We start from the raw sequence: 25,291 nt of genomic DNA, 5'->3' as shown, positions 1-25,291 counted from the left end.
GAGCCGGCCGGGGCATCTGGGGGCAGGTCTCAGGCGACAATGCTGTGGCTGCTGCCCTTGTACTTGTACAGGTCCGTCATCCGGCGGGTAAACGGAGAGTTGACGACGCCCGTGGAGCGGTAGACGTACGCGCCGTAGGGGTTGCCGGGCCCGTATGCGATCAGGTCGGGGCGTCCGTCGTTGTCGAGGTCGCCTCCACCGACGAGCTGCCGGAAGCCGCCCCAGCCGCCCCCGATCTGCACGTGTCCGGAGAAGCCGCCGTCGCCGCGGCCCTGGTAGAGCCACAGGATGCCCGAGGCGTCGCGGGCGACGAGGTCGCCGTGCTTGGAGCCGGCGATGTTGCCGACGGCTTCGATTTACTTGTACACCCCCCAGCCCTAGCCGATCCGGGTGGTCTTGGCGATGCGGAACTCGTTGCAGTACGGGCGGTCCTGCATGTCGGTGCGCCACAGCACACCTGCGCTGTCGCGGGACAGGACGTCGGGTGGAACCGTTGTCGTTGAAATCGTGCGGGTTGAACGCGCGGACGATGCTCATCGGCGAGCTCTTCGAGGCAAAGGCGCCGACGCCGTCGTCCGGCGTCGCCTTCACCGCGATGGTGTAGGCGCCGTTCGGCGCGTCCACCTCCACCAGCTCGTCGGGGGTCTCTTCGTCGAACCTCGGTTTCCAGGTGAGGGAGAACACTGTGCCAGAGCTCGCGGCGGCCAGTCGCTGAGTGGCCTTCTTGCCGGTGGCGACGTGGGTGATCGTGACCTCCAGGTCCGCGGTGGCGCGCGACAGCGTCCACTCCATCGTCACCCGGCCGTTGGTCTTGTCGAGTTCCGCGACGGCGGGGACCTCGACCTGGTCTTTCGTGAGCGGGACCGCCGCGGTGGCCGCGAGCGCGCGGGAGGAGCGGTGGCCAGAGTGCCGGCGCCGAGAGCCGTGACGGAGGCGACGGCCGCGGCGGCCAGGGCGAGACGCCGGCCGGTGGCGCGGTGCTGCAGGGTGGAACCCCACGAGGAAGAGCGGACACGGGTGTGCCGCGGCAGGCCAGACTCACGACCTAGCCGAATGGTTGTACGAGATTTTCGGCTCGTCGCGCCGCTGCCCACGAGGGCGTGCGGCGGGCCCGGGTGGCGGCGTGCGCGGGGGCGGCCCTGCAGCACCAGCTCCTCGCCCGCTGCTAGCCGCTCGACGGCGGCCAGGGCGGCCCGGCTATTCCGGCCCAGTGCAAGGCCCGCCGCGAGTACGAGAACCGCGTCAGCACCCTCACCTCCCGAACCATGATCGTTCTCACCGATCACCGCTGTACCGATGTTCCCCGAGGCCGGTGGCAGGCCCCGGACCGATGTCCCGGGGCCCTGTTCCGTCAGGCCTCGCAGGCAGGCTCACAATGCCCGTTCCACTCGTGGAGGGTCAGCGGTTCAAGCCGCGCTTCCGCTGGGGTTGGGGACTGCTCGTCCGCGGCGCGTCCTCGCCCTGGACTCGTTGCACCGCGACCACAGGCACTTCCACCCGGAACCGGCCGCGCGCTGTCTCTCGGCCGGTTCCTCGAAGTCGCGGGGGTTGCGTATCGCGGACTCCAGGACGATGTCGAAGCTCTGCTCGATGGCGTAAGCCTCGGCCTTCTCCAACCACTTGTGGCCGTCGATCTGGTGTAGGAGCCGACGGTGGTGTCGTCCGCCGCCATGAGCTTGCCGAACTTCGGGTGGTACGGCTTGCAGGTGTCGGGGTTGATGTTGACCGGCTCGCCGCGGGCCGTCAGCGCCGCGGTGGCCAGCGAGGTGACCGCCGTCTTGCCCGCGCCGGTCTGCCCCGAGACGATGACCGCGATCGGCTGCTCCTGCGCTGTGCCGGCCAGTGTCCGCGGCACGATCCGCTCGCGGAAGATCCGCTCGTTCTCCGTCTCCGGCAGGGCCTCCGGGTCCGGTCGACCTCGGTCATGCCTCGGCCCGCAGTCGGTTCAGGGTTGCCGTGCATTCGGCAGTGAGCGTGTCGACGCCGGCGCGGTCCGCCGGGGTCAGCCCCTTCCTCATCGCCGCCCAGTCGCCCTGCTCGTCGAGAAGGGTCCGGGCACGCTCGGTGTCACCGGCTGCCTCGGCCTGAGCGATCAGGCCGGAGTAGGCGCCGACGACGTGGTTGATGCCTTCCAGAGCCACTTCGTAAGCGGTGCCGTCCTCCGCCGACCAGTTGGCCGCCCCCATGTTCCCCAGCACGGTGTTCTGCTCCATCGCGATGCTCCCCTGTCCCTGTCGGTCACGCACGATGCCGCGACAGCGGGGCCGCCGCGGGACGTGTACGCACGACTCTGCCAGAACCCGCCGACCGTGACCTCCACCGCCTCACGCAGGAGTCGGCCAGCATTCCCAGAAGCATGGGTCTGAGCGCGGTGCTGCTGTGCGTCGTGCCAGCGTCGGGCCGCTTCGACCGCTTGAACCAAAGCCAAGAGGAAGCCGAGCGCTGCGGCCGCATCCTGGCGTCCACGGGCCGCGGCACACTGGTCGAGGAGCTGGTTCGACTCGCAGTAGAGCCTGCGTGCCTGGCTCTCCAGTGCTCGATCTCCAGGCATCCGGGATGCCCGCTCGAACTCGAACGCCGCATCCTTGATCTGGCTGCGAACGATCCGAGGGGAAACGACGGCGTCGACCACGATGAGGTCCCCCAGGGCAGCCACCGAGTAATTGTCAAGACCTGTGGATCAGTGCGGCACCGAAGAAGTGGGCCTTACCGAGTGACGAAACGCAGGCAGGGGCCGGTCGGGCACCGTCAGGATGTGCCTACGTTCGTGTCCTACCGACCTTCGTGGAAAGGCATGCTGGCCCACCTGCGCGGGAACTCCATGCGTCAAAAGTCACGTTCCTCCAGGTCAACGGACTCCGTCGGTTGCTCGAAACCCTGCGCCTCGTGGCCACCGGGCGTCACGGCATGTCTGCACCGTGATGCCCCGGCTGCACACTGCGGACGGGCTACGTCATCAACTCGATGTGCGGATGCTCGGGCTCGGCTGGGCAGACGAACAGGTGCTGCCGGTAGCCACTGAGCCTTTTCCAACCTCAGTTTGAGCTTGTCAGATGAAGCGTGAGGACGGCTTGGACGAGGCGGGTGATGCGCGTGGTCGAGCAGCGGAGCTTGCGCAGGAGTCTCCAGGACTTGAGGGTGGCGACGGCGGGTTCGACCAAGGCCCGGATCTTCGCGTGCGACCGGTTCGCAGCCTTCTGGCCTGCTGAGAGGTTCTCCCACCGCCCCCAGCACGGGATGCGGACCGTTCCGCCGGCACCTCGGTAGCCCTTGTCGGCCCAGTACCGCATGCCGGCTTCGGCGAGCGCGTCGAGGATGCCGTGTTCGCGGGCCGCGCGGAGGTCGTGGACGGCTCCGGGCAGGGCCGGTGAGGCCCATAGCAGCCGGCCGAAGGGATCGGCGATGACCTGCACGTTCACCCCGTGCTTCTTGTGTTTCCCGGAGTAGAACGGCCGGTCCGCAGCAATGCGGTCGATGGGCAGGAGTGTGCCGTCCAGGATCAGATACGCCTTCACCGAAGCGGTCCGCACCGCCTCGGCCAGGCTCGGGGCGAGAGCGGCCAGGAGCTCGACCGCTTCGGAGACATAGCGGAAGGCCGTCGTGATGCCGACACCGAATCCGGCCGCGAGCTGGGCGTACGTGTGTCCCACCCGCAGATGGGCGAGGGTGAGCAGGGCCTGGCGGCCGGCGCTCAGGCGCCGCCACCGGGAGCCGATCGTGCGGCGGTGGCGCCGCAACTGCTGAGTGAGGAAGCGGAGGGCGGAACTGGACACGTCGACGCCCGATGGGTAGACAAGCACGTAAAGCCTTTGGTGGAGCCGGTTCTCTTGGTTGGAAAACCCATCTAGCAGGGGTTTTGCCCTGCTGTCAGCCCAACGGGGTACTGCTGATACAGGTCGAGAAGGCTCAATGTCATTGCTGTGCTGTTCACTTGGCCACATGGACGCCCCAGCTCTGCGCACCCGTCTGAACGACGCCTGGCGCGCGCCCGAATTGCGCTGCCCACTGCCCGCTCATGGGGCAGGGCATGTCTGTGTGCCCAGCGACGCGGAGGATCTGGCCGAGCTGGAGCGCGTCGCTGCGGACGTGATCGACGGGGCGGGTCTGCCCGTACGCGCGTGGGTCGTCGGGGGTAGGGCGGCAGGGGTGCCCGACGGTCCGCCGGTGGGCGGGCAGGGCGGACTCCCCATAGGCGGGGAGGGTGGGCTGCTGGAGCTGCGCGGGTGGGTGCTGGCCGAGCACTGGTTCGGATACGGCGTGACGGCCACCGCCGATGGCCCGCGCCGCATCGTGGTCCTCGCCCGGCGCGCGTTCACCCCTCCGTCCGGGGTCGGGTGGGTGGCGTTGCTGCGGGAGACCACCGGGTGGACGGAGCCCGATCGGCGCGGTGTCGACTGGGCCACGGCGGAGGCCGCGCTGGGCACCGCGCTGCCCGGTGACTACAAGGACATCGTCGACGCCTTCGGCCGGGGCAGCTTCGACGAGTACCTGGACCTGCTGGTGCCGGGTGCGCTGGGCACGGATCTGGTCTCCTGGGGCCAGAACATGGCGCGGTACGCCGACCTGTACCGACCGTACCCGGTCCACCCCGCGCCCGGCGGCGTGCTCACATGGGGGATCTCCGAGCAGGAGCTGACCTTCCACTGGCTGACCGGACCGGCCGATCCCGACGACTGGCCGGTTCTCGTGCAGTACGTGGGCGGTGAGTGGCAGCGCTTCGACTGCGGCACCGGTGAATTCGTGCTGCGCCTGCTCACCGACCGCACCCCGCCGTTCGGCTTCCCGCCCTCCGCCGGACCGTTCCCCCACTGGTTTGCCTCGTGGGAGCTGCCGGAGCGCTGAACCCTTTCTAACCCGGCTCTCAGCGCCGCTGACCATGCTCGGCGAACTGTCTGGGCCCCGAGGACCGGCTGCGGATCTGCTCGTCATGGCCTTGCTACACATCGGTGCGTTCAGTCGTCAGCAGGCCGATGAACAGCACAGACATGAGGTTGGAAAAGGCTCACTACCTATCTGGACGCCGGTCGCGTTGTAGCCGCGGTGGCCAGGGTACGGTCCAGCGCCTGGGTGGGGGTGCGGTGACCAGCTGTTCGCAACGTCGTCCCCTTCCTCGAACGTGGCGACGGTCATCAGAATCTCCATGCCGGTGCCGCACTCGGAGCAGTGCTGCGGGCTGGGGTCGGTAGAGCTCCAGCCGGCCCAGCCGCCCACCTTCCAGCCGGGCGCGTTGGACAGCACAAGGTCGTAGTACGTATCCGGGGTCAGGTCTTCCTCTGCTGCCTGCGGCACACTCCACTGCTCGATCTGCTTCCGCAGTTCTTCGCTCAGCTCCAGATGGTCGGGGTACTCGGTGATCTGCTCCGGTTCGAGTACGCACGGATCCGGTAGATAGCCGTCGAACTGCACTGCGGGCGGCTCGGGGGGCGCGTCGAGGACGTCGGTGACGGCGGCTGCCGAACGCCAGAAGAGCAGGGTCCTGGGCATGATCGGATGATCGAAAGGGCACCACAGAACCTGCAGCAGGTCCTTGCCCTCCGGCGGGCTCAGATCGGGCACATCCCGTACATACAGCTGCGCGACGGGCAGCATCGCTATGGGGCCCTCGTACGGCTGGATCGCCACCTTTACCGGATACGTTTGAGGGGGCCGGATCCGCGCCAGAGTCTCCCGCTCCTCCGAAGTCATTTCCCGGCCGTGGGAGGCGGCGAAGGTCCGTCGTTCCAGCCTCAGATCCGCCGGGGACAGAGCTGGGTTGACGCCATCCACCACATGCGGTTCCTCGCAGTGCGGCCACGGCTCCTCGGTGGGCCACAGCAGCGGCCCGCCGATCGAGCTGTCGTGCCACGTCGGCGCCCCGGGGCGGGGGTGCAGGCGGGTCGCCGTGCGGACCAGCGGGGCCAGTTGGGGAAAGACCGCGACAACGACCTGTGCGGGAACGGTGGCCTGTTCCCGCAGGTCACTTCACCTGTGAACGCTCCGAACCTGACTACCGTCCACTGGGGTTTCGCGTACGTCCCCCGGGGCGGGAGCCTGGCGGCGGGCATCGAGGCCGCGCGCACGGCGGGCGCGCGCCCCGCGGACGCGACTCACGGCACGGGCAAGGTGGTCGTCAAGACGGCCGCGCACGCTGCGCTCAACACCGTCGGCTACGAGCTGCCGGACCTCTCCCCGGGCAGAACGGTTCACCATCGGCTGCGGATTCACTCCAACGATGCCGGACGATTGCGTCTGGGATTCAGGTCGGCCGAAGGGCAGGAGTCAGGTCCCCTTGCGATCGGCGGTCCCGCGAACTTCGCCACCAGCTCAGGTCTGTCGTGCAGGCTGGACCACAACGACGTGGCCAAGAGCCTGCTGGGGACGTTCGTGTGGTGCGACGCGGAGGCGGGCGACCACACGATCGACTACGACGTGACAGCCCACGCGGACCTGCGAGCCCGGAAGGTCGATGTGTGGACCGCGTACGGCATCTACGACTGGGGCGGCTTGGAGTACGACGTGACCCGGACGGGGACGTTCGCGACCCTGGGACCCGCGGTGCGGCCCAGGCATTTCCTCCTCGCGCGTAACTCCTCCGGCAGCCTGTTCCGCTACTCCGGCACGGGCGTGGCCACCACCCCCTTCGTCTCGCGGGCCGAGACGGGCAACGGCTGGCAGGGCTACACCGCGATCACCGCCCTCTCCCCGCTCAAGAACGACCCCGTCTACCGTGACGTGAAGCCGTCCGCGGTCACGCGGGGCCGTGGCGACACCGTCGCCCGCGACTCGTCGGGAACCCTCTGGTACTACGACCGCCAGTTCGTATCCGACCAGTTCAACTACCCCTTCGCGTCTCGCGTCCGCGTCGGCACGGGCTGGAACGTCTACGACCGCATCGACGGTGCCGGTGACATCGACCAGGACGGGTACGTCGACCTCCTCGCCCGTGACAAGGCTGGTGTCCTGTGGCTGTACAAGGGCACGGGCCGGCTCGTCGACGGCAACCGGTTCCAGACCCGGGTGAGGATCGGGGCGGGCTGGGGCGCGTACGACCGCCTCGCCGGCGGCGCCGACCTGACCGGCGACGGCCGGGCCGACCTCCTCGCCCGCGACAAGGCCGGGGTTCTGTGGCTGTACAAGGGCACCGGCGGCGGCACGACCCCGTACACCACCCGCATCCGGATCGGCGCGGGATGGAACGGCTACGACCAGCTCGTCGTCGTCGGCGACCTCACCGACGACAGCCGCGCCGACGCGGTCGCCCGCGACCGGGCGGGCGTCCTGTGGCTGTACAACGGCACCGGCAAGACGACCGGTCCGTTCACCGGCCGGACCCGGATCGGTGCCGGCTGGGGCGCGTACGACCGCCTGTTCTGACCCCGCTCCAGCAACCACCAGGTAGTCATCGCTGCTGATAGCCGCCTGGTCGATTCCCCGGCCCGGGACGACAGGAAAGCCAGGAAACCTGAGGAACACCCCGGGATGGCAGGGCTCGATCGTGCGTGCGGAGCTGGCTGGGGTCGGCACGATGCCCCCGCGGGAGCGTGGGTGCCGGTTGAGCCACCAGGAGGCCGTCAGCATCTGGTGCATGTCCGCGGACCCGAACCGGCTCCAGTCCTGCGCAAGGTGGTCGAGTGTGCCGGCCACTGCCATGAGGTCGAACAGCCCGGCCGTGACCAGGGGACTGACAGTGAGGAGGTCGTCGCCCAGTCGTGCGTGGTTCCGCTGAAAGGCCATGACCCGCTGAGCGGTGAAAAAGCCCTTCGAGCGGCGTCCCGGCAACCAGGCGGGCAGCTTGGGCAAGGCCGCCGAGAGCGGCGGCTTGAAGGTGTACAGGCCGCGGCGCGCCGCAGGGGGCACGGCGAACTCGTCGCGGACCACGAAGTTGTCGAGTTATGGGTAGACGGGCGGCCGAGTGCGGCGGTCTGCCGAAGCCCCTTCCAGAACGGGCCGGGCGCTGCGTTCCGCGTGCTCGTGCGTAGCCGATGACCTGGCGGTGCGCGGCGCGGCGTTCACCCTCCTGAAGGTGCCGGAGCCACACCGAGGAGGTCGCGTCCAGGATGATGTCGCCGCCGTGGCCGGTCAGGTGGAGCGGCAGGCCGGCCACCGGGGCGAGGTAGACGCGGTCCATCTCGAACAGGGCTGCGCCCATGGCCGGTTCCAGGCCGGCGGGGAAGGAGAACGGCAAGTCCTGGGGGCGTCCTCGGCGCTGGTGTAGCCGTCGGTGTAGGTACTGCGTGCGCCAGGCCGACCCGGGAGGCGAGAACGACGGCCGCGGAAGAGTCGAGACCACCCGCAAGTCGGCGCCCACTGTCGTACCGGCGGCGCTGACCCGGTACTGAACGGGCTCGGTGAGAGTGGACCCGAACCGGCTTGCTCCGGACGGGAGGTCTTCGACCGGCCGGATCGCGGTAACGTCGACGAGCTGCGATGCATGCCCAGCTCGGAGCAGCAGGCCGTAGCCGCCCGGCACGACGCTGGTCCCCTCGTACGGGCTGCGGCCGATCCACCGCGTCGTCTCCCTCAGCGATGCGCGCGGCCGCCAGCCTCAGGTCGGCCCCGAGCGGCTTCCCGAGGCGGCGAAGGTCAGTCGCCCATGTTCCGTCGGCGGGGTAGTAGACCGGCCGGAGCCCGGCCAGGTCCCGGCAGACGAACCGCTCCCGCTCATTCCCGGCGAGCACCCAGTACGAGCCCGGCCAGCCCGTCAGCCTCCCACCGCCCCGCCCGTACGGCCGCGAGCGCGCCGTACAGCTCCTTCTCCCTCACCGGGCAGTCGCCGGCGACCACCACGGCGGCGCTGCCGTCGACCGCGTTGCGCACGCGGCTTCCAGCAGTGGTGCGCGCGCCGTCAACTCCGATGTCCGCTGTCGCCCGGTCTACCGGTCCGCCGGTCCGCCGGCAAGCCATTGCTCTGCTCGTCTCCGGAAGCGGGCCCGGGGGCCGCCGCAGTGCGACGAGCCCCGGGTTCGTGTCGTGCGAAGTGCCAACCTCGTCAGGGGGTGCGCCTCGGCTGCGCACACTGGTCAAGGAGTGCCGCACCGGTGCGATGCAAGCCGACGGTCTCGGGATTGGAGTCGCCCGGGTGCGGTGCCAGACAGCATGGTGTCCACCTCACCACTCGACCTCATGGACGAGCGCGGCCTGGTCGTCGAAGGCCAGGCCGCGGATCTTCACGGCAAGGTCGTGGTGCAGGCTCTCCGGTTCGATCGGCTCGTGCAGCCGGCCGGCGAGAAGGGCGCGGCCGAGCGCGGCCACTGAGTACTCCTTCTTGCCCGGCTGGCCCTGCTGCGGGACCTCGCGGGCGGCGCGCAGCCCGTCGCCCTCCCTGCGTCCCAGGACGCGGGGAGATCTCCTGGTAGATGGCGATCCAGAAGTAGCCGATAGACTGGTCAGAGCGCCGGGCCGGCTCATAGCTGGAGCCCGGCTTCTCCAGCAGGGAGACGAGGATCGCGTGGTCGAGCGCCATACCCCGATCCTTCTCTGCAACGAGTTGCAGAGAAGGATCGGGAGCGATCAGGTGAGACGCGGCTCACCCGCTCCGCCCGGTCACCGTGGCGGCAGCAGGCTCTGGCGTCCGGTGTGCGCCGACGGGTCCCGCGCCTCCTCTAGGAGGATCCGGACCCGTGTCAGGCTTTCGGCCAGCTCGGGCGAGACGTCCGAAAGCAGCTTCAGGTCGGTGCGGCCGTCCAGCTTCTGGGACCAGAGGACGCCGCGTCCCAGCTCCAGCAGTTCCAGGGCCTGCTCCGGGTCCCCCTGCTCGAGCTGGTCGGCGGCCGCGCCCGTGGCCAGACCGGAGCCGACCGCCTTCAGCTGGCTCTCCTGGCTGATGCGGTCCAGCCCGCGCCAGGCCGCGAGCGGCAGCAGCCGCACGGCCAGCGAACTCGCCTCCGCGACCTCGCCCGAACGGGGATCGAGCTGGATGGCCTGCGCGCACCAATAGCACGCCGCGTTCAGTCTGCTGAAGGCGGGGGCCGTTTCCCGGCTCGCGGCGAGCCGCCATGTGTCGGTGGACCTGCGCCAGAGCGAGGCTGCATCGCACTCCGCATCCGCCGTACCGGGCGCCGGCGGGTTGTCACTGATGTGGACGGCCCATTGACGGAGCGTCGACGCCAGCCAGATCAGTGCCCGGTGAGTGCCGGTTTCCCCCTGTACGGCGGCCTCCAGGATGTGTACGGCTTCCTCGAGGCCGTCGGTGGAGCCCTCGACCCCCGCCCGCCCGGTCAGGATCTGCACCTGCGGGAGCCAGTGCGGATCGTGCGGTGCGCGCCGCCGAAGCACGGAGGCCGCCTCGGTGAAGTCCTCGACCTGGTTCAGGGCGAGGCCCTGCGTGGTCAGGGCATGGACCCGGTTCAGGGCGAGCATGGGGCCCTCGTCGTCGCGGCGGGGCAGTAGCCTGTCGGCTTCCTTGAGCAACCCCACGGCCCGCACGATGTCCTCGGCCGCGCCGAAGAGTTCGTAGCGCTCGACCAGGAGGCTGGCGTACTGGCTCAGCGCGATCCCGCGTCCGTGACCGTAGCTCCCCTGCCCACTGGAGACCACCCAACCCCACGTACGGGTGTATGCCTCCGCTTCCTCGCTCACCCGCACGGCTGCATCGAAGTCGTCCAGAATGCGCAGGTACGTGAAGCGCGTGTGGAGCGCTTCCCCGAAACTCATCAGGGTGGAAACCTTCGCTCCCCTGTTCAGCGGCGGCCAGGGCCGGGCCCCCTCAGTGGTCCACAATTCCCGCCACGAACGCCACAGCCTTCGGCGCCACGGCATCCTGGGGGCCGCGTCTGCGGCCCTGCACAGGTCCCACGCCTGCCGGTAGGCGGTGATCGCATCGTCCACGTCCTGCTCGTCGCCGCGCTGCTCGAAGCGCGCCACGAGCGCCTCACCGAGCAGGCTGCGGTCCCAGGACTCTGCTTCCCAGGTGGTGGACGGTTCGCCGAGCGCGGCCCGGGCGAGGTCGATGGCCCGGTCCAGCACCGCGGGATCGTTGAGCACCTTGGCACACTCGATGAGGGCGATGACCCGCGTTCGCCCCATCACGTCACGCCCCCAACGCGGCAGGCGGCTGTCCCGCTCGGCAACGCCGTTCATCTCGCGGATCAGCTCCGGCAGTGCCTTCGCGTCGCGTCGAGCCGTAGCCCGGAACAGACGCACCATCAGGGGCCGCCACCTGAAATGGAACACGACCGCGTAGCGGAGATCGCTTACGAACACGCTTCCACCGTCCGGAGCTGGGTCAGGGCCGCCGTAGCCACCTCGACGGTCGTACCACCGGTCTTCAGCAGGATCTTCCCCTCGCCCACGCGGGTGACGGTGCCGCACAGCCGACCCGTGGCGGGCGTGGTGAGCTCCACCGCGGGAGGTTTGGCGCTCGGCCCGTACCAGGTAGCGGCGAGGGCGCCCACGAGGAACAGCGTGCAGGTCAGGGTCGCCGCGACGCCGAGCCTCAGGGCGCGCAGGGCGGCCCCGACCTCTAGGTGCTCCACCGCCGCACGGGTGGCCCGGGGTCCCAGCGGTTCCGACTTCAGCGGTCCGTGGGCCGCGCGGTTCAGCAGGTACGCGCCCCAGGCCCCGCACAGAAGGGCCACGAGCAGCAGGCACCCCACCGCGACGGCCCAGGTCTTGTCGAGCTGTCCCACGTCGGAACGGCCCTTGATCAGGCCGAAGCCGACGAGCCCGGCCATGAGGGCGCCGGCCGCGTTGCGCCAGCCCAGGGCGGCCGCCCGCAGTCTGGGCAGTGCCTCCCTGGCCTGTCGGTTGCGCTCTTGGGCGGCCAGGAGATCCAGGGCGCGGGCCGGCGGGCCGGCGCCGATCCGCGGGGGAACCCGGGGAGTGGTCATGACAGTGTCAGGGTCCAGAAGGCCCCGCAGCCCGTACGGTCCTCGGGACGGCCGTCGTGCGCGCCCAGGCAGTCGCAGCTGATCGGGAACGGCGGGGCCGCGGAGGTGGAGGCGGGCGCCTGGGCCGGGCCAGGCGCGGGCTGTGCTGCGGCGTGGCGGACGTTCTGCAGGGCGCGGTAGTCCGGTTCGAACAGCGGGACCGACAATGCCGCCCCGCAGCGCGGGCAGAGGCACGTGAGGGTGAAGTCGTTCTCCTTTACGTGCGCGAGGTCGTGGTTGGCTACCACTTCCTGTGCGTAGCGGGCGTCCGTCGTCTCCTCGTACGGAACGGACTGGTGGCCCTGCGGTGTCAACTGCGGTGTCGTCATGCCGCTTCCTCGCTGCCTCGTTGGTGCTCGGTCGGTCCGGTCGGTCGGGTCAGGGGCCGATGTGGACGAAGTGGACCCATCTGGTCAGGGTCGAAGGGTCGCGGTCGCGCATCGCGCGCACCGCACGGTGCAGGCGACGGGCCGCGTCGGCGGGGTCGAAGTCCGCAGGCCCGGCTTGAGGCACCGGCCCGTCCGCAGATGCGGGCTCGCCGTCCGGGGTGGCGCCGCACGCGTAGAAGTCCCGGGTGATGTCCGCGGTGGCCCCGTCGTGGACGGACCAGAGGGTGCCGATCACGTGCCGGAAGCCCGCGACGTGCAGGGCACTGGCCAGAGTGATCGCCTCGTCGATCAGGTCGATGCCCCCGACGGCCGTCTGGCAGGCCGACAGGAACGCGAACTCCCCGCTGTAACTGCGCTGCGCGAGGTCGTGCACGGAGAGGCCGTCCTCCCGCAGGGAGATCGTGCCCATCCCAGGATCGTTCATGTCCTGTCCGGCATGGCTGCTGAAGTGCACCCACGGATGACGCTCCAGTTCCGCGAGGACCGCCTCGGAGGTCGCGTCGGGTCCCTCCAGGCGGGTCAGTCGGGGACCGAAGCACCCGGCCAGCGCTTCGCGGTCCGCCGCGATCGACGGCAGGGCCGGCAGGCCGACCGGTTCCGGTGCGACGAACAGCATCCGGCCGGATCCGGCTCCATGTAGCGCCCCGGCCGCGGTTCCGGTCGTGGCAGGCGGGGCGGGCCGGGTGCGTGCCGTGAGCAGGGCGCGGACGGTCGGCGTGTAGGAGGACACGACCCGGTCGAGGACGGTGCTCGGCGGGCCGTCCGTGACCCGGCCGTGGTGCCCGGCGGCATGCAGGGGCAGCAGGTTGAGGAGGCCGGTCGGGCACCACCACAGTCTCGGGAGCGGAGCTCCGGCGGCCGGCGGCCCGGTGTGCCCCAGGGCGTCTAGCACGGGACCGGCGATCTCGTCCCAGAGCCACCCGGTGACGGCGCCCAGCTCGTTCTCCGCCGCCGCCCGCGCGGCCGCCAGCGCCACCCGTGCGGCGGAGATCCGGTAGAACACCTGCGGGGAGCGGCCGCCGAGGCCGAAGTCCCGCTGCGCCTCCTGGAGTTCCCAGCCCGCGGCCTCCATCGTGCGCAGAGCAGCCAGGTACGCGACGGCTCGTTCCTCCACCACGTCGGCGCTCGCCCCCGGCAGCGGCAGGCTCCGTACTCCGGTCTCCGTGACCAGCAGGGCGTCGCAGCGCAGGCCGCTGATGTTCACCACCACCACGGCACCCTCGCGGCCGGCGGCCGTCAGGGAGGCCGCACAAGGGGGTTGCAGGAAGTCGGCCAGTTCGGGGAGGCCCTGGGCCCGGCCCAGTTCGCGGACCTTGCCAACGAGCCCGTCCCACTGCCGGGACAGTGCCACCCGCCGATCCACCGGGTGCGCGTCCTGCCGGTCGTCGCCGTCCTCCACGTGTCCCTCCCCCACCCCAGAGCGAGGGTAGACAATCCGCCCGCCCGTGTCCCCCCCCTTCACAGGAATGGCAGGGGCGGTGAGGCAGGCACTCGGCGCCCCCTTCGGAAGACCCTGTTGGGGGTAGGGGCATGTGGTGGTCCTGCTTCACCTTTCATACGGCAGATCTCATTCCATACGCCGATTCTCTTTGCACATAGGCTCTCGCGATCTGGCTTCGACGGACGGCTGCTCCCCTCGCTGGAGAAGCGCATGACGCAGGACGAGAACCGCCGGATATCCGGCGTCCGGGCAGCGCGCCACGCAGCGTACGCATGTGCCGAAGCCCCCACCGCGCTGCTCATCACCTCCTGCGGCGCGGCCGACGATCCGAAGCGCGCGGCCGCACCGTCCCTGGCGGCATCGGCGCCCGCCTCCGCGCCGGCCTTCCCCAAGGCTTCCGCGGCCCCGATCCCGCCAGGCGAAACCAGCCATCTGTCTCACACCGCTTAGTCGGCGATTCTCGGGAACTTGGGCACCATCGGCTGACGGGCCCTCGCTTTACCCCGCCGCACGTGATGAAGCGTGCCGGGGGGAGTCCTTGCGGTCGCCGGGACCAGGCTTTAGGACGTCCTCAGCCCGGAGCGCGAGCTGATCGGCGGACTGTCTCTACTCACCGACGGTCAGTGGTTCTGCTACTCGGACCTTGCCCACTACGTCCAGCGGTACCACCTTGTACTAGAGCAGCGATTCGTCCAGCACGCCCGAAGCAGGAACTGGAGTTCCCCGCAGCTGACCGACGATGAACTCGTCGAAATCGGAGACGCCCTGTTCGACGAAGACGAGGCTTGTCCTCACCCCTCGGGCGGCCTGACTTGACGGCATAGCAGCGTGAGGTCTGCACGACGAAACCTTCTACGAACCCCAAGCCATCCGAGCGACTTGAGACCGGTTCGCCCTCCGCCCGAACTCATGCTCTGCTACAGCCATGGTGGACAAGAACACCGAGCAGTTGGCACTCATCCGTCGCTGGCTCGCGGGCGAAACCGTCCACAACACCGTCGGCATCAACGCCGTCAGTGGCCCCTTCCAGGGACGGACCAAAGTCGTCGAGCTCGACCAGCAAGGACTGCCGCCCGCCGGCTTCCAAGGTCGGTCCGGCCGAACGCCAGGCCCCTGGAATCCCGCCACCAAGCACATCCACCTCGCATTTCGGGCCCCCGGCACCCCTGCGGGCTGGATCTACGAGTACGCAGGCATCGACACAGCAACGGACGGCTGAACCACTCTCCGCCCCCACCACCGACACCCCAACAGCTTGACCGAAGAGAAGGGGCCGCCGCCCCCGGGCCCGCAATGTGTGGGGGCGACGGGGGCTACCGCCAACACCTCGTCGAACACGCCGCCACCCTAAGGGTCGTCCCGTAACTGCGATCGGGGGTCCGGGCGACGGTCTACGGACCGAGGCACCGCGCCAGCTCGCCGTACTTCATGCCGCCGGAGTAGAGAATCCCGTCGTGATTGCGACCCATTAACTTGATGCCCTGGGTACGCGCTCCACGTGAGTCAACCGGAGGACTTGGATGCCCGACGTGGTGGCGAACTCCAGGAGGTCGCCGGGCTAGAGGCCCTGGGCGAGGGCATCGACTGTCATGGCTGGGATGGTACGGCTTGACCGCGAGATGGATCAGCGAAGCATGCCTCCGAGGTGCCTGAGTAGACCGGTCGCAGTGACATGATCTCGCTGCGGCTGCTGTGATCATCATGGCGGCCGCACTGACTCCGAGCCGCATCCGGGAATTCGACGGCGGATGCGGCCTGGCCGAGGAGTTGACCTGAGGCCCACTGGGGCGGCGCTGCCGTCGAGCATGATCTGTGACGGCGACGGTGCCCGGTCCAATCAGCTGCCCGCGGTAGATGCGCTCGGCCGCGACGCTGCGAGCAAGCAGGCGCGCCTGTCTGATACAGAGCGGTGACCAGGGCGACAACGGGGAGGTAGACGTGGAGGCGGAGAGCGGAGGCAGCATGCTGGCCACCGAGTCCAGCACGGTGGCCGTGGCTGAGATCCCCTAAGAAGTCGTCTCACTTGGTGCGAACCTCACATGCCGCGCTCGGGCCCGTACGCCTCGCGGGTGCGCTCTCCCGTTCCCGTGGGCAGGTACTCGAGCCGGACGGGTCCGGGGCAGAACGTCGCGCTGTCCCAGCCGGCCATCTCCTCGCCGATCAGATAGCGGTACAGCCACTCGGCGAAGGCCATAGGGTGGCCGGTCCATTCGCCTTCTTCCCCCCGCACCACGACCCCGTCTGGAAATCCGTGGACCTCTGGTGCAAGGAAGATGGCGGCTCCTTGGTCCGTGCCGGCGAGTGGGATGAGTCCGTCGGGGGTGCCGAAGGCGATGTGTGGGCGGTTGCAGATCACACGGGGATCCTCGTCGGGCTCCAGGTCGTAGGACTCCCACAGGCTCTCCGTCCAGACTTTCGACGTCGACCGGATCTCCTCGCCCAGCTCCCGCCATGCGCAAGCCGGATGAGATGAGAGGTAGAGGTGGCCGTTGAGTTGGACGGGTGCGTAGGCGTCGACGATCGCCTTGTAGTCGGTGGGGAGCTTTCTCCCCAGTTCCTGCTCCAGACGAAGCCACGCGGCAGGATCGGCATATCGGCTCTCCGCCGGGCCGAGCATGTCGAAAACGGCCTGCAGGTAGTCGGTCATGGTTCCTCAAAGATGCTGTCGGGCAACGTCTCCGACAGCATCGACCACATCTCATGGCCCCGGTCAGCCGGGCCCTCGTTCTGGTGGCATGGAGATGGTGCAGCGGCTGGTGCCGGACAAGTTGTGCAACTCTTCCTGCGAGGGGTGCCTGAGGTACCGACCGTCCCAAAGGGGCGGACGTCGCGAAGCTGACGACGCGACGCAGCATCACGCGGACGGCGTCAGGGTTGTGGCGGAGGAGCGCACAGCCGACGATCAGCGAGCCGATGCGCTGTCGGAGGCCGCCTGGTGCGGGGCACGCCAGCTGCCGCGCGACTGTCTATCGCGCCCACGAGAGGCGGCGGCCGATTGCGGATACCTGGCAGAACTGCATTCGGGTAAAGCCATTGGAAGCCGGCCGGCCCGTGGCTCGTGAGCGGCTACTGACGCAGTTGTGTTCGTCGGGCGCCCATGTCGTTCTCGAGAGGGCGGGAGCTGGGAGCCGGATGGGGCCCAAGGAGTGAGGGCTGCCCCGGAACGGAGGAAGGAAGGTCAGGCGTGGAACGCGAAGGCGAACAGGCCGCCCGTACCCACAGCCGTCACACCCGTTCCGTCGGAGTGCCATCCGCAGGCACGCAAGGGCGCCTCCACACGGACGCAGGCGGCGCAGTCGCCGGTCGAGGCCTCCCAGATGCGGAGGGTGGCGTCACGGCCGGTGGTGGCGAGATGGCGGCCGTCCGGGGACGCGGCGAGGGAGGTCACGCCCCCGTCCGGGGGGAGGTCGAGGGAGTGGAGGCCGAGGCCCGATTCCGGGTCCCACAGGCGTACGGCGCCGTCGGCCGTGACGGAGGCGAGCCACCTGCCGTCGCCGCCGACGGCGACGGCCTCCACGGCCGGTCCGCGGCTGGAGAGGGTGCGGATGCGGGCGCCGGAGACCGGGTCCCAGAGGGTGAGGGCGCCGCGGTCCGTTCCGGTGATCACGCGCGGTGGAGCGGTGTGGCGTCCGTGGAGGACGGCGACGGCCGTCACTGTGCCCGGGGCGCCCGTGAAGGTCTGGGTGCGCCTGCCCGTGCAGACCTCCCAGAGTCCGGCGGTGCCGTCGTCGGCAGCGGCCGCGACGCAGAGGCCGTCCGGGGTCACGGCGGCGGGTCCACGGGAGCCGTAGAGGGTGCGGAGGTCGGCTCCGCTCCTCGTGTCCCACAGCCGCAGGGAGCCGCTCGCGCCCGAGGCGGCCCAGGCGCCGTCGTGGGCGACGACGAGAGAGGTGACAGGAGCGGTGTGTCCGGTCCGCATGCGCACAGGAGTGCCGGAGGCCGGGTCCCACACGATGGCGTCGGGTCCCGCCGCGGAGACCAGGAGGCTGTCGTCCCCGGCGATCGCCAGGACGGTGATATCCCGGGCGGCGTGTCCCGCGTCGGTGGCGTCGGCGCGCGGCGGCTCCCAGAGCCGCACAGCGTGTTCGCCGGCTACGGCGATCCACGCGCCGTCCGGGGCGATGGCGACAGACGTGGCCCGTCCGTCCAGGGCGCCGAGGAGAGTTCGGGACTCCACGTCCCACACCTCGGTCCGCCGGCCTGCGGTGACGATCCAGCGGCCGTCCGGGTCGGCGGCAAGCTGGGCGTCCATGCCCGCGGTGGATCCGATGGCCTGCGGAACGGCGCCGGGGCCGGTGCCCCAGATCCGCGGGCCGTCGCTGTGCTGCGTCACCAGCCAGGCGCCGGACGGGCCGACGACCACCGAGCCGTGCGCGCCGGTGTAGGCGGCGGAGAGCGTCCGTAGTCCCCGGCCGGTCGCGGTCTCGAACAGGCGGGTCGTGTCGCCGCTGCACGTGGCGAACCAGGAGCTGTCCGGGGCTATCGCCAGCGCCTCGACGGGGTAGGCGTGGGGCACCTCGCGCAGGCGGTGGCCCGAGGCGGTCTCCCACACGGCGACGACGTGGTCGACGGATGCCGTCACCACAAGGGTTCCGTCGGGCGAGAGCGCGAGGGCCGCGACGGTGTCCCTCAGCCAGGTGTCCGCCTCCACAGGGAACACGCGGAGTTCCGCGCCGGTGGCGGTGGCCCACATCCGTATCCGTCGCGCATCGGCCGCGAGGACCCAGGCTCCGTCGGGCGCCACGGCCACGCGCCCGACGACGGTGCCATCGACGGGGAGCACCAGAACGCAGGCACCGTCGTCGGGGTTCCAGAGGCGGACGGCGCCGGGCTCGGCCGTCGCCAGGACTCTCCCGCCGGTGGCGACGGCGGTGACAGGCCTCGCAAAGCCGGTGAGGCTGCGGAGGACGCGGTCGTCGGGGAGGTCGGGCAGGCGATGACGGTTGGCCAGGTACGGACGCAGGCCGGGGTCCCGTCGACGGGCGGCGATCTGGCCCTGCCAGTGCGGCAGGTCCTCCAGGCGGCTGTGGAGCACGTTCCGCACCAGGCGAGGGGCGTCCGCGGATCCCAGCAGGTGCGCGGCGCGGGTCAGGTCGCGGGCCAGGGCGGCGGGCGCGGGACCGGGGAGGCGGGCCAGGTCGCTCCAGGGCGCCGAGGGCCCACGTTGCAGCAGCCGGGTCTCGACCCAGCGGATGTCTCCGGCCAGCCGTTCAGCCTTGCCGGTCCGGTCTGCGGCGTGCAGGTGCTCGACCAGGTGGTCCAGGAGGTACCCGTCTACGAGCTCCCACCAGGACGGGTCCGCGGCCCCGCCGGGCACGGTGGCCGCCGCCGCGTCCACCAGCGCCCCGTGGAGGGCGGTGAGGCGGGTCGGTCCGAGTTCGCCGCGCAGGTAGTCGCGGAGGACGTCGTGGAGGGTGACGCGGCCGCCGTACGCGGCGGAGAGGCTGACGAGCGACAGGCTGCCGAGCCGTCCGCAGAGGGTCCGGGTCTCCGCCTCCGACAGCCCTGCGGTGGATTGCCAGAGGCGGGCGATCAGCTCGATCGGGACGGCCTCGTCCTCGACGAACACGCCCAGCTCGGCCAGTCGTTCCGCACCGCTGGGTGGCAGCAGCGTCGTCGCGGCCTCGACGGTGGCCCGCACGGCGCGGGCACGGCGCTGCGGATCGTCGAGGTTCAGTGGGGCGGCGGACGGGTCCGCCGCCGCAGGCCCTCGTGCCCTGAGGTTCGCGAGCACGTTCTCCGCGGCGTCGAGTACGGCCGACGGGTCGTCGGTGGAGGCGATCTGGTCGGCCATGAGGCGGTTGGCCAGACGGAGCAGGAGGGCCCACCGCCCGGTGGCCGCAAGCAGCTCCCGGACCGTCGCGGGAGGCAGCGGCGGAAGCTGCCAAGTGAGGACGCGGCGGGCCTGCTCGACGGTCATCTCGTCCACGGTGACTCGGGCGGTTCCCGGCGGCAGGAGTCTGGGCACGCGGGTCGTCACGAGCCGGACGCAGCGCGTGCCGCCCTGCAGGAACGGTGCCAGCTGGGCCGCCTCCCACACGTCGTCCAGGACCAGGAGCGTCCGGGGCCGCTGGTCGAGCAGCCGGCCTAGGTGCGCGCCGGCGAGGGCGGGGTCGTCGAACGCCGTCGTGTCGCCGGTGATGAACCGCGTGGCCTCGGCGACCTTGGCCGCGATCGCAGCCCTGCCCCGTACATCCCGCCCGACGGTGATGGTGAAGACCCGGCGCCGGAAGTGCCGGCGGACCTTTGGGTGCGCGCACACGACGCCGGCCAGCGTCGTCTTGCCGAATCCGCCGGCCCCTTCCAGCGAAGTCGTGATCGCGACGGCCCGACCGTTGGCCTTCGCCCGCACCGCGGCCACGGCGCGGTCGCCCTCTCCCCGGTCGACCACCCAGTCGGGCACCCGCGTCGCCGGCGGCGGGGGCGGATCGGCGATCGCGCCCCGAACGGTGGCCCAGCTCGCCACGAAGGCGAGAACGAAGGCTGCGCCGCCGAGGTACCCGACGGACTGCCAGGAGTGGGTCCGGATCCAGTCCAGGGGCCCGGGCCATCGCTCGTCCGACGTGGCGGCGTTGGCCGCCAGCGACGCGAGGACGCCGACAGCCACCGTCGCCAGCGATACGGCCGCAGCCCTCAGCAGGGCTACTACGAATCGGTGCGTCGGCATGCGTCCACCCCCCGGTCGAACGTCCGTCAGGGCTCCCGGGCCGGCGACCCGCGCCCGATTGCCTGCGGCGGTCCCCGACGGGAATCCCCTCCGATGCTTCCCGGAGATCGCCGCGGGACACCTCCCGGGCACCGGCGACGTGGACGAGGTAGGGGCACAGGGCGGGCATCTGCCGCGCGTACCTGTTCCGCCGGTGACAGCGGACCGGAACCTGGCACCGGGTGCTCACCCGGCTGCGGTCCCAGGCCGAGGCCGATGCCAAGGGTGCGATCGTGTGGGACCTGAGCGCCGACTCCACTGTGGGCCGCGCCCATCAGCATGCGGCCGGGGCCCGCAAGCATCAAGCGGAACCAAGCGGTCCCCACCCGATTCGACAAGCTAGACGGCCCGCCGCCGGATGGCCCGCTGACACCGGGCCGACAGTCGGTTCCGGCCCCGGCGCCGTTCGCTTCGAAGCCACCGTCCTTGTCGCCGCGATCTGAGAACGGCTGTGACGAACGGAGCTGTCGGTACTGCCTGTTCGCGTATACCCTCGAAGCGATCACAGCCAGCCGGCCCAGCCGAAAGTCAAGAGGTACGCGCGCTTGACTGCGGCCCACCCGCGGCGACCGCCACCGGCAACCGCGATAACGGCGGCGCCGAACCAGAGTGCAACCGCTCCACCGACAATCAGTGCCCACGCGGTGCCGCCAGTGGTAGCGAACAAGACCACGATGAAGACCGTTATGACGAACCCGGCATGGGCACCACCGATGCTCACGCGGAGCATCTCGCGCGCGACGCGGCGGTCCTCTGCGAGGACCCTCTCGTAAGCGTTCAGCTCTCGCCCCGGACCGTCCTGCTTCCCCTTGTCCTGCTCCACACGCCCCCCTCACCACCCAGGACCAAGCCGAGTCCGGCAATCCCATGGACGCTCCAGCCCGCCACAACGTTGCCTCTCAGCAACTTTCGACACAGGGCCTAGGGCAGTTGCGGACCGAGTCGCCCAGCGCCTCCACCCGGCTGCGCGTCTCGTCAGATCTCGGCATGCCGGATCCCGGCAACGTACGCGCTCACCGGATGCCGGTATGACGCCCACGCACCGAAGGGTTCAGCACTACCACCGACCACTCCCTCGACGACCAGTTACGCGGCGCGACCTGCCCCACGCGACGACATCGCGGGGCATGTGGTGGTCGCGGCGCAGCTTCACCGTCCGCGCAGTAAGCCACAGCACTCACGCAGGGGAAACCGAAAGGCCGACCGTCGAAGGGCGGCGCGCCGCCGCCGAGCCGGCCATACCGCCAGCGGTTCGCAGCCTGGTCGGCGGGCGACGCGCAACGGGCAACGGGCTCGACTGACGATCAGCTCATCTCATCTGAGAGAAACGCTCTAGACCGCGGGCGCGCGGCGGGGGCTCGACCGGATTTCCCGCGTAGGCGAGGTCGGAGAGCGCTTGTCGGCGGCCTCGTAGAGCGGTCCGGGTCTCCAACCGTCTGGAACGTTGCTGAGACCCGGCAGCGGGTAGCTGGGTCGGAATCTGAGTGACGTCAAACAACTGTTGACCGTAGGCTCTCCCCGAAAGGGCAGGTGCAGTGGACATCACAGTGCAGTGGATCAAGACGTCCTGGACGAAGCAGTCGCGGGGCGGGGAGGCAGCTGCCCACAGGAACGCGGCACCAGTCGGCTTCTCGCTGCCTCAGATTCCCTCCGATTCCGCCCACTTCGTCGCGATGTCCGAGCGTGACGGCTTCGAGCCGCGTTCGAGCCAGAAGGACCTTCGCCACATCGACGTCAGCCTGAGGGACGAAGGTGAGCGGCTCCGAGTGCTCGCTCGCGTGGAGCCGCTCTTCGGCTTGCCTCCTCGGCCGCGCAGGCCGCCGGCAATTCGACTGCTCCCCGGTCAGTGGGTCCGCTGGCAGTTGAACTACCGATTCACCAGCGCCATGGGCATCCGCGGCTGGTCGTACTGGCTCGACACATTCAACATCGCCTATGGCCCCGTCGACCGGGATGTCTTCCTGTCGGAGCCGACCATGATCGTCGATGAATGCGGGCCCGTTCGATAGAGCAGGCCGACTGCGCTCAGACGGCAGTTGGTGCGGACCGGCTACTACGAGATCTCGTCCGCACCATGCTCATCCAGCAGCCGCTCGAAGACTCCGGTTCGAATCCGGCCAGCCCCATCCGTCTCTGGTTCGCGGCAGCAGGACGCGCTTCCGTAGGAGCCGGAAGCCCGCGCGCCCGAACATCTGGCGCTTGAACATCTCGATCCTGTTGACGTGTCCCTCGACGGCGCCCGGCAGGGGCGAATCGCTGGAAGGCGCGATAGGTCATGCCGAGCTGCCGCTGGATCGAGCGCCGGCTGTGCCCGACCTCGATCACGGCACCGGCATCGCCTGCTGGGCCGACAAGGGCCACCAAGGCGCCGGGGACATGGTCCGTGTCCCCTGCCGCAATCGGTGGGAGAGGCTGTCCGCAGACCAGCAAGCCGTCAAGCGGTCCCACGCGAAGATCGGGGCCACGGTCGAGCAGCCAGTCGCCATCCTCGAGTCCTGCGGCTTCTCCGCAAGCTCCGCTGCTCGACCTACCGCATCATGGGCCTTTCCCAGGCTGCCCTCACCCCTGCATCAGGCCGACTCAGACCGATGATGGAAAAGGATCAGTGAATTCCCACCTATCAATTCCCCCGCCATCGCAGCTCTTTCTACGCCGCGCGGGCGATCTCCCTGCGGAGTAGTCTGAGGAGAGAGTCAGGCACGTGAGCGGGTGGTGAACCCTGTGATTCCTGACGCGCGCCCCTCCTCGCATTCTCCCTCGTCCTCCCCCCTTCTTCCGACGGGTCTTCCCGCCCTGATGGACCGGACTGCCGGAGCACCCGACCTCAGGGTCGGGCTGATCGACGGGCCGGTCATCGTGACGCACCGAGAGTTCTCCGGTGCGCGCATCGAGCCCCTCCGAGCGCGGGACGTGGCAGACGAGGCCGCGCGGGACGCGGTCGCGCTGCACGCCACCTCCACGGCCGGAGTCCTCGTCGCCCGCCGCGCCTCGCGCGCGCCGGGTATCTGTCCCGGCGTCATCCTCGTGACACGTTCGGTCTTCACCGCCCCCAAGGCCCGCAAATCCGGAACCGCGACCCAGGAGGAGCTGGCGGAGGCCCTCGTGGACGTCACGGACGCAGGCGCGCGCCTGGTGAACTTGAGCCTGTCCCTCGCGCCGGGCGGACGTGAGGGGCACCGGGCTGTGGAGCAGGCCCTGGACCACGCCGCCCGCAGGGGCGCGCTCGTGGTCGCCGCGGCCGGCAACGACCGGGCCGTGGGTGGCAGCCCCGTGACCCGTCACCCCGCGGTCGTCCCGGTGATCGCCTACGGCCGGAACGGGCGGCCCGGGCGGCTCTCCACCGTCGGCCCGTCGATCGGCAGACGAGGCGTGGGCGCCGTGACGGACGGCCTGGTCAGCCTGGGAGCCCACGGCGGGCTGCGGCCGTTCGGCGGTACCAGCGCCGCGGCGGCGGTCGTCACGGGAGCGGTCGCGCTCCTCTGGTCCGCGTTCCCGGACGCCACCCCCGGCGAACTGGCTCGCGCGGTGACGGGCTCCGCGCACCGCAGGACCTCCGTACTGCCCCCGGTGATGGACGCATCGCGGGCTCTCGACGCGCTATGGGCGGCGCGTCGCTGACGACGCGCGGCGCATGGTCAGGAAGGGAACAGTCATCTCATGGAAGATCACACGGTCTCCCCGCAGTCGCCGGACGGCGTCGCCGCCCGGGCACGGGACGGTGTCGCGGCCGCACCACCGGATGAGCCTCCCGCGCGCGGCGAGGTGGCCATGGCTTCGGCCCCTCCCCGGCAGTCGCCTCCCGAGGTGAAACCTTCCTGCGGCTGCGGCGGTGGCTGCGGGCAGGCCGTCTCCCCGGCCGACGGGGCCACGGGCCGCGGTCTCGCCTCGTACGTCTACGCGGTGGGCAGGATCGAACCCCGGCTGCCGAGCCTCGGCGTCGAGAAGGAGTTCGCCCAGGCGACGGGCCGCGCCGAGACGGCCAACCTGACCGACAGGCAGGCCCTGCACGCCGTGCTGTCGGAACCCCAGAACCGCTACCTGGCCCGCCACCTGTGCTTCGTGCTCGTGATCCAGGGGATCGAGACCTACATCCTGCGGCCGCGCGACCCGGTGGACTACGCCCTGATCGTGGACGCGCTGGGCGCCGCGCCACGGGCGAGTGACCTCCACGCGGTGATCGGCCTGCGCGGCGCCTTCGCCCCGCCCGACCTCTGCAACGGACTGATGCTCCCGGTGGTGGCCTTCGACCAGATCTACGCCTTCGACGAGGAGTCGCTGATCGCCGGGCTGCCCAAGCCGGACACCGTCGAGGACGAAGCGTTCAGCTCTGCGTCCCGGGAGCTCTTCGAGAGCGTCCTACAGATCGCCGACAACGCCGGCGCGTCCGACGAGCACCGCGCCCTCAACTACGTGGCCGTGCGGTATGCGGCGATCTACGCGAAGACCGCCGCCGCGTTCGCCTCGGGCCTGTCGCTCTCCGGCATCGAGACGCGCACTTCACGGCTCAGCGGCAGCCGGAACATCCAGGACGTGCTGTTCTCCTACACCAGCCGGACCACCGATGTGACGGAGAAGTACTTCGTGCGGGTCGACGTCACGGAGGAGTTCCCGTTCCTGGTGACCAAGCTTTCCCCGTACTACGACCGGTGACGAGCCCCGGGAGGAGTGGGCGTGATGTCAGCGCCGAGTGTCACGGCAGCGGCTTCGCTGTACCGGTCGAGCAGGTCCTACCGCACGGTCGTGCGCGGTGTGGGTCCGGCCGGGGACCTGGCCGTCGGCTTGGCCGACGACTGCGTCGACGGATGCGTGCGCGACTGTCTCGCGGAGGCGGAGGGCGGCTTCCCGGACGAGCGTGAGTGCACGACCATGTGCCGCAACGACTGCCACGGACCGGACCCGTGCGTGGGCG

19 protein-coding genes and 4 pseudogenes are annotated in these 25,291 nt (G+C 70.3%); 9 read left to right on the top strand and 14 right to left on the bottom strand.

Annotated elements, in window-relative coordinates; translation table 11 throughout:
- Positions 1–29 precede the first annotated feature (29 nt).
- The 4 genes and pseudogenes from ACY0MR_RS36255 to ACY0MR_RS36240 form a co-directional block, all read right to left on the bottom strand.
- The gene (locus ACY0MR_RS36255; RefSeq protein ID WP_473561989.1) at positions 30–338 is read right to left on the bottom strand and encodes an FG-GAP repeat domain-containing protein; all 309 of its coding nucleotides are present in this window, start codon (positions 336–338) and stop codon (positions 30–32) included.
- Between the two features lie 1,068 nt (positions 339–1,406).
- Positions 1,407–1,855: pseudogene (locus tag ACY0MR_RS36250) on the bottom strand (zeta toxin family protein).
- A 67-nt stretch (positions 1,856–1,922) separates the two neighbouring features.
- The gene (locus ACY0MR_RS36245; RefSeq protein WP_451061770.1) at positions 1,923–2,213 is read right to left on the bottom strand and encodes a hypothetical protein; all 291 of its coding nucleotides are present in this window, start codon (positions 2,211–2,213) and stop codon (positions 1,923–1,925) included.
- An 822-nt stretch (positions 2,214–3,035) separates the two neighbouring features.
- The gene (locus ACY0MR_RS36240) at positions 3,036–3,800 is read right to left on the bottom strand and encodes a transposase family protein (protein ID WP_473558021.1); all 765 of its coding nucleotides are present in this window, start codon (positions 3,798–3,800) and stop codon (positions 3,036–3,038) included.
- 235 nt (positions 3,801–4,035) lie between these two features.
- On the opposite strand from ACY0MR_RS36240, the gene ACY0MR_RS36235 reads away from it, so the two are divergent.
- Positions 4,036–4,842, top strand: a complete 807-nt coding sequence (locus ACY0MR_RS36235; protein ID WP_473558019.1) for a hypothetical protein — start codon at positions 4,036–4,038, stop codon at positions 4,840–4,842.
- Between the two features lie 117 nt (positions 4,843–4,959).
- Here the strand turns inward: ACY0MR_RS36235 and ACY0MR_RS36230 are convergent, their stop codons facing one another.
- Positions 4,960–5,769, bottom strand: coding sequence for a hypothetical protein (locus ACY0MR_RS36230; protein ID WP_473558017.1), 810 nt, complete (start codon positions 5,767–5,769; stop codon positions 4,960–4,962).
- Between the two features lie 198 nt (positions 5,770–5,967).
- Here ACY0MR_RS36230 and ACY0MR_RS36225 point away from each other — a divergent pair, with 198 nt between their 5' ends.
- Complete coding sequence (locus ACY0MR_RS36225; RefSeq protein WP_473558014.1) at positions 5,968–7,353, top strand: FG-GAP repeat domain-containing protein; 1,386 nt, start codon at positions 5,968–5,970, stop codon at positions 7,351–7,353.
- Positions 7,354–8,640: 1,287 nt separating this feature from the next.
- Here ACY0MR_RS36225 and ACY0MR_RS36220 read toward each other — a convergent pair.
- The 6 genes and pseudogenes from ACY0MR_RS36220 to ACY0MR_RS36195 all read right to left on the bottom strand — a co-directional run bounded on the left by ACY0MR_RS36220 (position 8,641) and on the right by ACY0MR_RS36195 (position 13,649).
- Complete coding sequence (locus ACY0MR_RS36220) at positions 8,641–8,796, bottom strand: hypothetical protein (protein ID WP_473558012.1); 156 nt, start codon at positions 8,794–8,796, stop codon at positions 8,641–8,643.
- A gap of 297 nt (positions 8,797–9,093) precedes the next feature.
- Positions 9,094–9,442: pseudogene (locus ACY0MR_RS36215) on the bottom strand (PadR family transcriptional regulator); the annotation flags it as partial.
- Between the two features lie 80 nt (positions 9,443–9,522).
- The gene (locus tag ACY0MR_RS36210) at positions 9,523–11,124 is read right to left on the bottom strand and encodes a hypothetical protein (RefSeq protein ID WP_473558010.1); all 1,602 of its coding nucleotides are present in this window, start codon (positions 11,122–11,124) and stop codon (positions 9,523–9,525) included.
- Positions 11,125–11,171: 47 nt separating this feature from the next.
- A complete protein-coding gene (locus ACY0MR_RS36205; protein WP_473558007.1) occupies positions 11,172–11,807 on the bottom strand; it encodes a hypothetical protein in 636 nt (211 codons plus the stop codon).
- Entirely contained in the window at positions 11,804–12,175 is a 372-nt protein-coding gene (locus ACY0MR_RS36200; protein WP_473558005.1) for a hypothetical protein, read from the bottom strand. Before ACY0MR_RS36200 ends, ACY0MR_RS36205 begins: the two co-directional genes overlap by 4 nt.
- 49 nt (positions 12,176–12,224) lie before the next feature.
- Positions 12,225–13,649 carry a CHAT domain-containing protein gene (locus ACY0MR_RS36195; protein WP_473558003.1) on the bottom strand — a complete coding sequence of 475 codons (1,425 nt, stop codon included), beginning with the start codon at positions 13,647–13,649 and terminating at the stop codon, positions 12,225–12,227.
- 237 nt (positions 13,650–13,886) lie between these two features.
- On the opposite strand from ACY0MR_RS36195, the gene ACY0MR_RS36190 reads away from it, so the two are divergent.
- Together ACY0MR_RS36190 and ACY0MR_RS36185 are read left to right on the top strand one after the other, a co-directional pair.
- The gene (locus ACY0MR_RS36190; protein WP_473558000.1) at positions 13,887–14,126 is read left to right on the top strand and encodes a hypothetical protein; all 240 of its coding nucleotides are present in this window, start codon (positions 13,887–13,889) and stop codon (positions 14,124–14,126) included.
- A 475-nt stretch (positions 14,127–14,601) separates the two neighbouring features.
- The gene (locus ACY0MR_RS36185) at positions 14,602–14,895 is read left to right on the top strand and encodes a hypothetical protein (RefSeq protein ID WP_473557999.1); all 294 of its coding nucleotides are present in this window, start codon (positions 14,602–14,604) and stop codon (positions 14,893–14,895) included.
- Between the two features lie 816 nt (positions 14,896–15,711).
- On the opposite strand, the gene ACY0MR_RS36180 is transcribed toward ACY0MR_RS36185, so the two are convergent.
- Both ACY0MR_RS36180 and ACY0MR_RS36175 read right to left on the bottom strand, forming a co-directional pair.
- Positions 15,712–16,323 (bottom strand): SMI1/KNR4 family protein, encoded by a 612-nt coding sequence (locus tag ACY0MR_RS36180; protein ID WP_473557996.1) that lies wholly within the window; start codon positions 16,321–16,323, stop codon positions 15,712–15,714.
- A 531-nt stretch (positions 16,324–16,854) separates the two neighbouring features.
- Positions 16,855–20,343 carry an NB-ARC domain-containing protein gene (locus ACY0MR_RS36175; protein ID WP_473557994.1) on the bottom strand — a complete coding sequence of 1,163 codons (3,489 nt, stop codon included), beginning with the start codon at positions 20,341–20,343 and terminating at the stop codon, positions 16,855–16,857.
- Between the two features lie 212 nt (positions 20,344–20,555).
- On the opposite strand from ACY0MR_RS36175, the pseudogene ACY0MR_RS36170 reads away from it, so the two are divergent.
- A pseudogene (locus ACY0MR_RS36170) lies at positions 20,556–20,690 on the top strand (IS5 family transposase); the annotation flags it as partial.
- Between the two features lie 194 nt (positions 20,691–20,884).
- On the opposite strand, the gene ACY0MR_RS36165 reads toward ACY0MR_RS36170, so the two are convergent.
- The gene (locus ACY0MR_RS36165; protein WP_473557991.1) at positions 20,885–21,205 is read right to left on the bottom strand and encodes a hypothetical protein; all 321 of its coding nucleotides are present in this window, start codon (positions 21,203–21,205) and stop codon (positions 20,885–20,887) included.
- Positions 21,206–21,917: 712 nt separating this feature from the next.
- Here ACY0MR_RS36165 and ACY0MR_RS36160 point away from each other — a divergent pair.
- The 4 genes and pseudogenes from ACY0MR_RS36160 to ACY0MR_RS36145 all read left to right on the top strand — a co-directional run bounded on the left by ACY0MR_RS36160 (position 21,918) and on the right by ACY0MR_RS36145 (position 25,032).
- Positions 21,918–22,391: a hypothetical protein gene (locus ACY0MR_RS36160; protein ID WP_473557989.1), complete on the top strand. Its 474-nt coding sequence runs from the start codon at positions 21,918–21,920 to the stop codon at positions 22,389–22,391.
- A 322-nt stretch (positions 22,392–22,713) separates the two neighbouring features.
- A pseudogene (locus ACY0MR_RS36155) lies at positions 22,714–22,974 on the top strand (IS5/IS1182 family transposase); the annotation flags it as partial.
- Between the two features lie 204 nt (positions 22,975–23,178).
- A complete protein-coding gene (locus ACY0MR_RS36150; RefSeq protein WP_473557987.1) occupies positions 23,179–24,000 on the top strand; it encodes a S8 family serine peptidase in 822 nt (273 codons plus the stop codon).
- 186 nt (positions 24,001–24,186) lie between these two features.
- Entirely contained in the window at positions 24,187–25,032 is an 846-nt protein-coding gene (locus ACY0MR_RS36145; protein ID WP_473557984.1) for a cyanobactin maturation protease PatG family protein, read from the top strand.
- Positions 25,033–25,291: the final 259 nt, after the last annotated feature.

This window comes from Streptomyces sp. JN8 (assembly GCF_055808075.1).
This window is presented reverse-complemented; position numbering and strand designations above follow the sequence as displayed.